At 45.5% G+C, this 12182-nt stretch carries 7 protein-coding genes; 4 read left to right on the top strand and 3 right to left on the bottom strand.

The features are described from left to right. Positions 1–12: 12 nt before the first annotated feature. Both JUB15_RS12360 and JUB15_RS12355 read right to left on the bottom strand, forming a co-directional pair. Positions 13–321 carry a hypothetical protein gene (locus JUB15_RS12360; protein ID WP_207512797.1) on the bottom strand — a complete coding sequence of 103 codons (309 nt, stop codon included), beginning with the start codon at positions 319–321 and terminating at the stop codon, positions 13–15. 149 nt (positions 322–470) lie between these two features. Beyond that, complete coding sequence (locus tag JUB15_RS12355) at positions 471–1991, bottom strand: DUF4339 domain-containing protein (protein WP_207512796.1); 1521 nt, start codon at positions 1989–1991, stop codon at positions 471–473. Positions 1992–2600: 609 nt separating this feature from the next. On the opposite strand from JUB15_RS12355, the gene gyrA reads away from it, so the two are divergent. From gyrA to JUB15_RS12335, 4 genes are all read left to right on the top strand, one after another. Further along, complete coding sequence (gyrA, locus tag JUB15_RS12350) at positions 2601–5252, top strand: DNA gyrase subunit A (RefSeq protein WP_207512795.1); 2652 nt, start codon at positions 2601–2603, stop codon at positions 5250–5252. A gap of 144 nt (positions 5253–5396) precedes the next feature. Further along, positions 5397–6776, top strand: a complete 1380-nt coding sequence (locus tag JUB15_RS12345) for a hypothetical protein (protein ID WP_207512794.1) — start codon at positions 5397–5399, stop codon at positions 6774–6776. A gap of 429 nt (positions 6777–7205) precedes the next feature. Continuing rightward, positions 7206–8219 (top strand): NAD-dependent epimerase/dehydratase family protein, encoded by a 1014-nt coding sequence (locus tag JUB15_RS12340; RefSeq protein WP_207512793.1) that lies wholly within the window; start codon positions 7206–7208, stop codon positions 8217–8219. Positions 8220–8240: 21 nt separating this feature from the next. After that, the gene (locus JUB15_RS12335) at positions 8241–8966 is read left to right on the top strand and encodes an HlyD family secretion protein (RefSeq protein WP_207512792.1); all 726 of its coding nucleotides are present in this window, start codon (positions 8241–8243) and stop codon (positions 8964–8966) included. 6 nt (positions 8967–8972) lie between these two features. On the opposite strand, the gene JUB15_RS12330 is transcribed toward JUB15_RS12335, so the two are convergent. Beyond that, positions 8973–12146, bottom strand: coding sequence for a lantibiotic dehydratase (locus JUB15_RS12330; RefSeq protein ID WP_207512791.1), 3174 nt, complete (start codon positions 12144–12146; stop codon positions 8973–8975). Positions 12147–12182 lie beyond the last annotated feature (36 nt).

Raw genomic sequence — 12182 nt, 5'->3', positions numbered from 1 at the left:
TATTTAATATGTTTAATTCAGAATGATCGTTCCCATATCGAGTGTGCTGCCTTCTACAACTTCTACCATCTTGCCTGCTTCATCACTCGCATGACCCTTTCCGACTGTCACTTTCCACGCGCCCGGTTTAACTTTGAACCGGAACTGGCCATTGTTCACCATCGTCTTTAAAGAATCCTTACCATTTACTGCAAACACCCAAACGGAGTCCCGGGGTGAAGTTACTTTTCCGGTTATTTTGGATTCGTGCATCGCTCGTGTCGCATGAAATCCTATAACCACACTTACAACTCCTATTAAGGTGGCAACAGTTCTATCCATATAGCAAAGGTTTTTAAGTCCCCAGTTATGTGATCAATTATCGAGAGCACATAACCTTTAAAAAAACTGTGCCAGATGCTTATAAGGTCTAAAAACTATGCCAGACGCAATAAATGTGGAAAACGAAGATCGCAACTGTAGAATATTCCTCAGAAACCCGCAGCAGCCAAACCGAGCGCTTTTGAGTTGATGCTGGTAATAGAATAGTCAATGCTTATGCCCCGTTTGGTACTGGGTACTTCCAGCGTTCTTCTTTTACCGGCAGGAACATTATTGAAGATGATGGTTTGCGTTTTTACGAGTTTCTTTTCCATACCGTAATACTTCACCTCAACCGCTACCTGGTCAAGCGTATAAGGGCTACTGTTAAAAACGGTTATATCCAGATCTGAAATACCACCAAGTAAACCTACCTTGAAGGCGCTGGCTTCTGCGCGCACCTGTTCATAGATGTTCCTGCGCGCTTTTTCAATTGCTTCCTGGTTATTGGTTTTTTCCCTCGTTTCCACGGTCGTTACCGTTTCTGACTGGGGAGTGGAATTGGAAACCGGAACTACAATGGATCTGTTTTGCTGTGGTGGCGGAACTATATTATTGTCTTTTTTAATAACTGCCTGCCGCATGTTTGATTGGGCAGGCGGGTTACTGGTAACGGATGCAGCAGGCGGTGGCGCCGGTTCTGCCACATCGTTATTGGCATTGTCGGTGGCGGCAGGCCGTTCTTCTTCCCGCTGTTCAGTGCGTTTCTTAGCCACCTTTTCTTTTTCTTTATCAGGAGCAGCTGTGCTGACCTTTTCATTTTGCTGTTCCCTGATCTCTTTCACCAGGCTCTCCAATGCTTTGGCATCCGGATGCTCACGGCCGGCATTGATAACCAGGCCAATGACTACCCCGGCCAGGATCAATACCGCTGCTACCAGTGTACGGGTCACATTCTTATTATCCTGCAGGTATTTACCCGAACCAGCCACCAATGCTTTCCAATCGAATTGATCTTTTTTAGCCGTCGTTGACCAACTGGTCTTCGATCTGGCGGCGGCAGGTCTCTCAACCGGTTTTTCGGCTGTTTGTTTTATCGTTGAACTGCCCGGTCTCTTTCCGGAAAAAGCGGCTTTCCGCGCTTCATAATCCGACAGGAATCCGTTATTGATCTCATCGTCCTCCTTTTTCCTGGAGTTATATCCCTTCAGCAAACTGCTGTTCAGTTCATCATCTTCCTCAGAGATCAGGTATGTGGCTGCTTTGTTTTCGGTATTTTTTTGAGTGGCTGCATAGGCGTTTTTATCGTTTTGCCGGGCAACCGGTTTGGCAGCTTCTTCTTTTTTGGCAACAGGAACCGCTGTTTTACCACCGGGCATGGTTACGTAAATGTGTTTGCCCTTGTTTACCGGCTGCTGCTCTTGCTGAACATTGTTAGCAGTTGCCTGATGTTGTTCGGTCACCGTTGATGCGGTCGCTTCACCCTGTTTTTTATAAAATCGATCGTATGGCTGTTCTTCCACCCCCGGAGCAAATGATTTCAGCTCTTCAATCTCGCTGGGATAACGCCATGCTGCACTTCTTCCTTCCAACCAAACGAGGTCATAAGGCTTAAGACCTTTGGCCGCCAGCTCTTCTGCGGTGTAGGGCCCTGTTTGCTTGTTATCGCGTAAAAGTAGGTATGTGTTCATAACATTACAACTCAGTAAAAATTATGCAAGCAGGTAGCTGTAGTTAGCTACTTCGTAAACCGAAATAGATATTCAGTGGGTCGCGGGCTCAGAAGGTTACACGGAATTCAAAAAGGATACCGGGGGGTGAATTAAGCTTAGCTGCAAGTTAACAGTTGATAGTTATTGTACCAAATACTCGATATAAAAAGAGACGTTAAAATAGCAAGTAGTTTTCCACCATAACTCGCTCAGTACCCGATACCCATAAGCAAATACCAGTAACACGTTTTAAAACCTTTCTGCAACAAGGAAGAACAGGATATATAACGATTGGTTATAAGGCATGGTAATGCCATTTTTATGCGGTTTTCAGTTATCCCGTAGCTTCAAAAAACGCATGATGAAAGCTGATAGATGGGTTCTTGAGTTTTTAACTGGCAACTGCCAACTGTAAACTGTGAACTGTGAACTGCGAACTGCTTTTCAACCCGCTATTTTTTAACATTTGTTGATAAAATTTAGGGCTAAAAAACCCCTTTAATTACCGGGTTTTCACGCTTAAATAGGGTATTTTTGCACCCCATCCAACGACCAATAAACGGATGTAAATCATTTCTGTAAACAAGTATGGAAGAAAACTTCACACCACAGGAAACAAACGATCAGAATCGTATAATCCCTGTAAATATCGAAGAGCAAATGAAGACGGCTTATATCGATTACTCTATGTCAGTGATCGTAAGCCGTGCCTTGCCGGATGTACGCGATGGTTTGAAACCGGTTCACCGGCGCATTTTGTACGCCATGAACGAACTGGGTTTGAACTATAACAGAGCGTACAAGAAATCTGCCCGTGTTGTAGGTGAGGTGTTGGGTAAGTATCACCCGCATGGCGACTCATCGGTGTACGACGCCATGGTGCGTATGGCCCAGGAGTGGAGCATGCGATACACCCTTGTAGACGGCCAGGGTAACTTCGGTAACCAGGACGGCGATGGCCCTGCGGCCATGCGTTATACGGAAGCCAGGCTTGAAAGACTGTCGGAATACATGCTGCAGGATATCGACAAGGATACGGTCGACTTTCAGCCGAACTTCGACGATTCAGAAAAAGAACCGTCTATTCTGCCCGCCCGTATTCCCAACCTGCTGGTAAATGGTTCAAGCGGTATTGCGGTTGGTATGGCTACCAACATGATGCCGCACAACCTCAGTGAAGTAATAGACGGCTGTATTGCCTATATCGACAACCGCGAGATCGGCATTGAAGAATTGATGCAATATATCAAGGCGCCCGATTTCCCTACCGGTGGTATCATCTACGGTATGGAAGGCGTGCGGGCCGCCATGCATTTTGGAAGAGGCAGGGTAGTGCTGCGGGGTAAATTGCATGTAGATACCAAACCCAGCGGTCGGGAGACCATCATTGTAACCGAGGTGCCCTACCAGGTGAACCGGGATGCGCTGTGCGATAAGATCGGTCAGCTCGTAAATGAGAAAGTGATCGAAGGCATTGCACATGTGAACAATGAATCGAACCAGAAGGAAGGTACCCGCATTGTGATCGACCTCAAACGCGATGCTATCGCCAATGTGGTGATCAACCAGCTGTACAAGTTTACCGAACTGCAGACTTCATACGGTATCAACAACGTAGCCCTGTCGAAAGGCCGTCCCAAAACACTGAACATAAAAGAAATGATCAGTGAGTTTGTGGAGTTCAGGCATGAAGTGGTTGTTCGCCGTACGCAGTTTGAATTACGGGAAGCGGAAAAGAAAGCCCACATCTTACAGGGTTATCTCATTGCCCTGGATCACCTCGATGAAGTGATCGCCATGATCAGGGCATCGGCCACGCCGGAAATTGCCCGCGAAAGCCTGATCAACGCCGGCTGGGGATTGGATGAAGTGCAGGCAAGAGCTATCCTCGATCTGCGTTTGCAACGGTTAACCGGCATGGAACGCGAAAAGATCCGGGAAGAATTTGAAGAGCTGCAACGCCTGATCGCCCATTTGCGCGAACTGTTAAGCAATGAAGGTATGCGGTACGATGTCATTAAGACCGAACTGAACGAGGTCAAGGAAAAATTCGGCGATGCCCGCAAAACAGAGATCACTTACCTCGATAATGAGGTTCGCATAAAAGACCTGATCAAGGAAGAGGATGTGGTGATTACCATCACACACCTCGGTTATATAAAACGTACTTCCGCTACCGAATACCGCGCCCAGCGCCGCGGTGGCCGTGGCGCCAAAGGCGGCCGCGCCCGGGAAGAGGATTTTATCGAGCATCTGTTCGTGGCCTCAACCCACAGCGCCATGTTGTTCTTTACCGAAAAAGGACGCTGCTACAAGCTGAATGTATACGAAATACCCGAAGGCGATAAAACAGCCAAAGGCCGTGCCATTCAGAACCTGATACAATTGCCTTCCGACGATAAGATCAGGGCCATCATCGATATCAAAGACCTCGAAGATGAAGAATTTGTAAAAGGCCACAACATCGTGCTGTGCACCAAAAAAGGTATCATCAAAAAAACGGCGCTGGAAGAATTCAGCAACCCGCGCAAAACCGGGGTGAATGCCATTACCATCGTGGAAGGCGATGAACTGCTGGTAGCCAGGTTAACCACCGGCAACAGCGAGATCATGATGGCTGTAAAAAGCGGCCGCGCGATCCGTTTCCCCGAAGAAAAGGTACGCGCAACCGGCCGTGGCGCCATTGGCGTGTCAGGAATTGACGTAGATGATGAAAATGATGCAGTTATTGGCATGATATGTGTCAGCAAGGAAGATAACACTCGTAGCGTATTGGTTGTGAGTGAAAAAGGGTACGGAAAAAGAACGCAGTTAGAAGAGTACCCCATCACCAACCGGGGCGGTAAAGGGGTTAAGACCCTCAACGTTACCGAAAAGACCGGTTCGCTGGTGGGTATGCTCGATGTGGCAGAGAAAGAAGACCTGATGATCACCTGTAAGAGCGGTATGACCATCCGGATGCCGGCCGAAGGGATCAGTGAACTGGGCCGCAATACGCAAGGTGTAAAATTGATCCGCCTGGATGATGGCGACGAGATCGCCGCCATTACCAAACTCGACGATAGCGAAGAGGAAGTGAGCGGCGAAAATGGCGAAACCGAGGCACTGACAACAGATACAAATACAGTTGCACAGGCAACCAATGGCAATGAGTTTGCATCTGATGATAATGAAGGTGGTGCTGCATCTTCGAACGAAGATGCTTCATCCGGAACCGATGAGAGCCCCGGTAATGAGTAATTAGGAGCACTAAAGCACTAATTAATAAAACACACAGATGGAACGAGCCGTAAAGATTTTCAACCGCTTTGAAGTTTTTTACGGCGAATTCCATTGCATGTCCCGAAAGCTTTCGGGATGGCCAATAAAAATCAAAAATTACACATGAAAAAGTTGTTTCTGACAGCAATGCTTGCTGTATTTGCGTTCTTGTCACAGGCCCAGAAACTCGAAAAGGCGAAGGACCTGCTGAGCAGGAAAAAACTTGCCGAAGCAAAAACAGAGATTGATAATGTACTGGCCGTTGAAAAGAACAAAACCAATTCAGAGGCCTGGTATACGAAGGCAAAAGTATATGGCGCAATAGCCGCTGATTCTACCCAGAAATCAACGGTTCCCGATGCCCGCGGTATTGCCTTTGAAGCCATGAAACAGTATCTGTCGCTCGAATCAGGCGTAAAAGATGCCGCTAAAAGGAATATTCAATTGACCCTGGATAACAATGCTCCGCTGATCGAGCTGTACACCGGGTATTCAAAGGACGCAGCGTCTTTTTACAATGCCAGCAACTTCAACGATGCATTCGTGAATTTCAAAAAGTCGCTCGAAGTATTTGACCTGATGTCTGAAAAAGGCATTATTCCCATCAAGCTCGATACTACCACTACTTTGTATGCTGGTATTTCAGCTGAAAAGGCGCAAAAGCCCGATGATGCCGCTGTTTATTATGGAAAGATCGCCGAAGCCAAAGCAAAAGGCGAGGGCTTTGTAGAGATTTACAAATGGCTGGCTGATTACTACCGCAGAAAAGACGATGTGGCCAACGCTTCCAAATTCTCTGCACTGGGTAAGGAAGTATATCCTGCCGATCAGTTCTGGACAGGTTTTGAGCTCGATATGGCGCGTGAAAAAGGAAATAAGGAAGACCTGTTTAAAAAATATGAAGCAGTTATCCAGGAAAATCCCGACAACTACCTCTTCCTGTTCAACTACGGTGTAGAATTATATCAAACAGGTTATGATCCTGATGCCAGCAAACGTCCGGCTAATTCAAAAGAGCTGATCAATAAAGCCATTGAAGTAATGACCAAGACCCTGGAGAAAAAACCTGATTTTGCGAATGCCAATATGGTATTAGGCCAGATCTATTACAACCAGGGTGTTGAGATCAACAATGAGAACAAGAATATTCGTCCAAGCGGCGGTGTTAAATTATCAGCTGATCAGTTGAAGAAAAAAGAGGAACTGCGTGCTGAAACCAGCAAGAAGTTCGATCAGGCCCTGCCTTATTTAATGAAGGTAGACGAGCTGCTCGATAGCCAGGGCAAATTGAAAATGGAAGACAAAGAGCACCTGAAGAATGCCCTTGACCTGCTGATCATCATCAACGAAGAAAAAGTAAATCAGCTGGAACAAAAGAAACGCCAGGCCGAAGCTAAAAAAGATGCAGCCGGCATTAAGGCAATCGATGCAGAGATCAAGAAGATCCAGGATAACGTAACCAGGTACACCGATAAGTACAATAACATCGATAGAAAGCACTAAGAAGCATACACGAAATTTGTAATCAGGTGTGGCATCCCCGGTAAGTGGATGCCACACTTTTTTTATGCCCATTGCCCATTGCCTATTGACCATTGACCAGATATCCGCCGGCTGATGCATTCCTGTAACAGACCGTTGCATGAAGTGTATTTTAATTTCGTTTTAATTGATGCATAAGTACCGAATGGGACGTGGCTATTACCTTTACGCATGCGCTGAACAATCGTGCGCATGGGTTTAAGGGTTTAATTTTTCAATCAATTTAACGCAGCCTTTCTAGGCTGCGTTTTTATTTGTAACACCTCATTGGTCATCACAGATTGATATTTTGTTTAATGCATTGGTTTTGGTTAAGTTATCAGCGAAAAAATCGCTATCTTAAAGAACCAATATGTCAAACGCAAACATAACCATTAAACCTTGTCGCTTATGATCACTTCCCTGGTAACAGGCGGGGCCGGTTTCATCGGGTCGCACGTTGCAAGGTCCTGCCTTGAATTAGGACATAAAGTAATTGTTATTGATGACCTTAGTGGTGGGTTTGAAGATAATTTACCCCCCGGCGTGTTATTTATAAAAGGGTCGGTATACGATAACGAGCTTCTGAAACAGATATTTGAAACGTACACGATCAATTTTGTTTATCATCTGGCAGCTTATGCTGCTGAAGGACTTTCCCATTTTATCCGCAGATTTAACTACGACAACAATCTCATAGGGTCGGTAAACCTCATAAATCTGGCCGTATTACATAAGGTGGATTGTTTTGTTTTTACTTCCTCAATTGCTGTGTATGGCGCCGGCCAGTTACCCATGACAGAAAATATGGTTCCCGAACCTGAGGACCCGTATGGAATTGCCAAATATTCGGTTGAACTGGACCTGATGGCCGCACGCCGGCTCTTTGGACTCAACTATATTATTTTCAGACCACATAATGTGTATGGCGAGAACCAGAACATTGGAGACAGGTACCGGAACGTCATCGGCATTTTTATGAATGAAATCATGAACGGCAGGGAGCTGACCATTTTTGGGGATGGCGAGCAAACGAGAGCGTTCAGTTATATCAGTGATGTAGCACCGGTGATCGCCCGAAGCGTACATGTGAGGGAAGCTTATAACGAGATAATCAATATTGGCGGCGACAATGCCTACTCTGTAAACTACATCGCCCGCCTGATCGCGGATGCGTTTGGCGTCGTTGCATCGATAAAATATTATGAGGCGAGGAAAGAGGTGCTGCATGCTTTCTGCGATCATACAAAAGCCCGGAACTATTTTGGAGAGGTAACACATACACACATAGAAGAAGGTATAAAGAAAATGGCGGCCTGGGCGAAATTAAAGGGAGCAAGATCTTCTACGGTATATGATAATATTGAAATAGAAGAAAATTTACCCGTTATCTGGCGAAAGCCCGTAAATGAGATCAAAGATTGATAACAAAGATTTTTGAACGTTATGCCTGAACAGCATTCCAATTACAATTTTTTGACCAGGGATATTATTGGCAACAAACCCCGTTGGATAGTGCGGTGGGGGATCTCTGTTATTTTCCTGATCCTGCTTACCCTGGGAATTACTTTGTCCCTGATAAAATACCCTGTTTCCGCCAGCCTGCAGGCCAATCTGGAGTATGACCGTAAACCGGTACCCATCATAGCAACAGAAAATGCATTGCTTGCAACGGTGTACGATAGCGCCAGGGCAGGTGTTGTTGACAAGGGCACCAGCCTGATGCTTTTGGAAACATTAGGCAACCGGTCGAAGATCATGCTTACAGCACCTGTGCCAGGGAATATCTACCTGTCGAATAACTTTAGCGTAAATTCCTTTGTAAACAAGGACCAGGTACTAGGGTTTATTTTGCCCCGGCCGAACGAACATATCGTAAAGCTGGTTGTTGCTTCCGATAAATTCAACAGGCTGCAGGTAGGTCAGAAAGCGACAATTACGATTAATGGCCGTTCAACGATCAACGGCAGACTTGAAGGTAAGATCGACTTTATAGGCCCGGGTTTCTTAAATAACACCTATCAGATCACTGTGAAATTCCCGCATGCCGTGAATGAACAGTTACTGGCTGATCCGTTATTGAATACAGTTGACAGCATCAAATGCACTGCAGGCTTCACCATAGATACCATGAGCTATCTAAACTATATTTTCCGGGGAAAGCGGATGTAACCGGTTCTATACCTTTTCTGCCTTTGATCTTATAGCGGTGAGGTAATACCTGTTCAGAAGCGTGTAAATGACGAACTCGCATTTATTGGGGTTCGATACGAAAAGCCGGTTGATGAACATGTGTATATAGCTTGCCGTTAAACTATCCAGCTGTACTTCCCCGTAAGTACTCACCTTACCCATGATCACCGGGGCAATCTTTTGCAGTTTCTCATACCGCTCGTCAAGCGCCGGCATTCCTGCCTGCAAATACTCTGTTAGCTGACCGTAATTACAATTTTTAGCAAGCAGGTTCTTTATTTCTTTCTCGAACAGTTTATATTTCGCATTCGCCTGTTTGATGGTGGATTTGTTGCCATTTGACCTTTTTAATTCATACTGCTCCATCTCAGCTAATAAACGCTGTTTGTCATGTAAGGCGTAGCCAAATGAATGTAAGAGCATGTCAATTGCTTTAAGGGCCCAAAGCCAGCGTTCATTGTATTCATCATACTCTTCCCCTAATCTGATAAATTCAAGGCAGGCTGCGCTGTCTATACAAAACAGCTGTTCCGATTCTTCCATGGTATGGGGGCCATACCTTTCCACTTCCCGGTCATAGGTGTCGATCTGGATCTTATAAAGAATTTGCTGGTCCTGCAAAGAACGCATCGCGTGGGTAAAGCCTTCCATTATTTTTAAATAACCGGCATTATCATTTGAATGAAAACGCAGCCGTAGATGATATTCCGGATCACCATAACGCAGGAAATGCCATGATACGATGCTGTCTTCCTGCTGCAAATGCCTGATGAGATCGTACACATGCTGCATCAGCATATTTTCTGCATTTATCCTGCTGGTGTACAGTTTGAAATAAAGCCATTCACTGCCTATCGAAAATTTTCGTTCAATTTTTGCCGGCAACACAGGCGGGAGATCAACCGTCCTTGTTTCTTCAGTCGTGATCTTATTTACAGGCAGCATTATTTCATTGGCATACCGCTGGTTGTTGGTGTCGCTGATCCAGCAATGATCCCGGGGCTGCAGGTATTCTTCCAGCAGGATGCTGCCATTCCTGTTCAGTTCCTTTAAGATGTACCGGCAGCTGATCTCACAATGCAGGTCGAATATGAACTCCTTATCGAGCTCCTCAAAAAAAGATACAAACCTTGGAATAGAAAGCTGTTCTGCCAACTGCCTTAAACAGTTTACCGGATCGTTATTCAGTATTTCATCGGGTGCAGCGGGAAGCTCTTTTCTGGTAATTAACCACTTGGCTGTTTTTAACACTATATTTTTATATTGAACCCGGGGTAAAAAACGCTGATTTTTTAAATACTGCCAGTGCCATGACAACCAGTCGCTGCCACGATCGCGCTGGCACTCTCCCAAAAATTTATAAACGGGCAGATATGATTCGGCAAAGACATGCGCATTGGTGAGCCTTGGAATAATTTCCCTGTTCAGTCTTTTTGACCGCAATCTGATGCTGTTATTCCTGACTGAAACCATCAGATCAGTAACAGGGATCTGGTATTCAACGTTCAGGCCTGATTTACCTAAATAGGGGATTTCATACGCCCTCAGATGCGGTCTTATAGTCACGTTACCAACCCGCGCATTGGTTAAATGAACGATTTCGGCATAGATGGCTTCTTTGTTGAGCGCTTCTTCTTTTGCAATGCAGTCTTTCACTTTTTCTGTGAGGTATTCGGATGTATAACAGAACCGGCCAAGGGTAAGGCACGAAGGCGGCCCTGACAGGTTCTTCAAATGAAAAAGGAAATTGCCATTGTCCAGTTCATCGGGTGAGGCGGCTACCAGCGAGCCATGCATGAAAAAGTTGTCGGGCAGTTTTCTGTCGATCCCTTTTTCTTTAAGCTGTTTAAGATCCTCGTCGCTGATGATGAGTTTTTGCGATCCGTTTTGAATGCACTCGATATATTTTTCCGTAACATAATCGGTAAGCGCATCATAGGTTATCCTAACCGGCTCGCCTTTGTCGTCGTTACCAAAAGCAATATCCTTCAGGAGCGGATTTTCTGTGTTGACACCTAAGTTGCCGTAACCAATGCCAATATCCGGGTCAATTGCTTCCACAAGCGGAATTTCCTGTGTATCATATCTTGCCAGAAACTCCTGTTTGAACGTTCTAAGTGCGGGGCGGTCGATCCCATAGGCGAAAATTTCCAGTTGTTGCATTTGTGCGGCAATTGTTTCCAACACCCGCCGGCTTATTTTATTTTGCCGGGTTAACATCTCCATGTCTGTTTGTAAAATGCTCCAGTAAGGTTTGGCGCCTACTATTTTTTCTGCCAGATCGCGGGTGTGCTCTGTTCTTTCAATGTCATATCTCTTTGTTTTCAAATACGACTGAATTTCTTCGAGGATCGTTGTATATTCTTCATTGCCTTCACAGCGGTTGAGGATCTCAATGATCTGCGTAAGATTGTCCTTACCCGTAATATTCGGTTCCAGCTCACTGACCAGGAGCTGGGCAGCGATTAACTGATTCACATATTCCGCAGCATCCTCGTCGCTTATTTCATCATCGTAGTCCTTTAATACTTCTATAAGCTTCGAATAACTGCATCCTTTCGCGGCTGCCTGCAGTATTCCATCCAGGTATTCTTCGTAAGCAACAGCAGCATAATTATATTTTCTTAAATAGGTGTCTGTTGAATATTCAACGTATTTGAACTTGTCGTTTACGCGGTAGATGGAGGAATTGCGGTAATAGCTGACAGACCGTTTTATTTTTTCGTCGGCACATAAAGTGTATACGATGTCCTGTATGTATTCCATGTCTAACCGCAGGTGCGTCGTATTTTTACCGGCGCCAACCAGCTGGAAGTTCGTTTCATTTCCGATGTCTGCAACGGAAAAACCAGAGAACATGCCAAATGGCACACACCGGGTGGTCATCCGCGCCAGGTACCTGATCAGGGTGTCTTCGATCTTTTCGTTCTCTTTGGCCGATTTTGTTCCTTCCATCCATTTCCTGAACTCAGCATAAAATGCCCGGGAGCTGCTGCCATGCAAGGCGGTCTGAATGGACGGATCAGCATAGATCTTTTTTAATTCTGCACTGATGGATTCCTGGCGCTGATCTTTCTTCTGGTAAAGTTGATATAACAGATCGACCGGGTAGGCCGGAGTGCGCATGAAACAAAAATCGGCTATAGTATATTTTTCCATAAACGGCAGCTGGATATAAGATCAATTAATAAGGTT

Origin of the sequence: Longitalea luteola, assembly GCF_017356035.1 — a bacterium.
Taxonomy (GTDB): domain Bacteria; phylum Bacteroidota; class Bacteroidia; order Chitinophagales; family Chitinophagaceae; genus Niastella; species Niastella luteola.
Note: the sequence above shows the minus strand (reverse complement) of the source record. Positions and strands in the feature narration are given on the sequence as shown.

Bases quoted from the DNA above. Each gene is read 5' to 3' on its own strand.
- JUB15_RS12360 (WP_207512797.1), bottom strand. From the start codon at position 321: ATGGATAGAACTGTTGCCACCTTAATAGGAGTTGTAAGTGTGGTTATA.
- JUB15_RS12330 (WP_207512791.1), bottom strand. From the start codon at position 12,146: ATGGAAAAATATACTATAGCCGATTTTTGTTTCATGCGCACTCCGGCC.
- JUB15_RS12340 (WP_207512793.1), top strand. From the start codon at position 7,206: ATGATCACTTCCCTGGTAACAGGCGGGGCCGGTTTCATCGGGTCGCAC.
- JUB15_RS12355 (WP_207512796.1), bottom strand. From the start codon at position 1,991: ATGAACACATACCTACTTTTACGCGATAACAAGCAAACAGGGCCCTAC.
- gyrA (WP_207512795.1), top strand. From the start codon at position 2,601: ATGGAAGAAAACTTCACACCACAGGAAACAAACGATCAGAATCGTATA.
- JUB15_RS12335 (WP_207512792.1), top strand. From the start codon at position 8,241: ATGCCTGAACAGCATTCCAATTACAATTTTTTGACCAGGGATATTATT.
- JUB15_RS12345 (WP_207512794.1), top strand. From the start codon at position 5,397: ATGAAAAAGTTGTTTCTGACAGCAATGCTTGCTGTATTTGCGTTCTTG.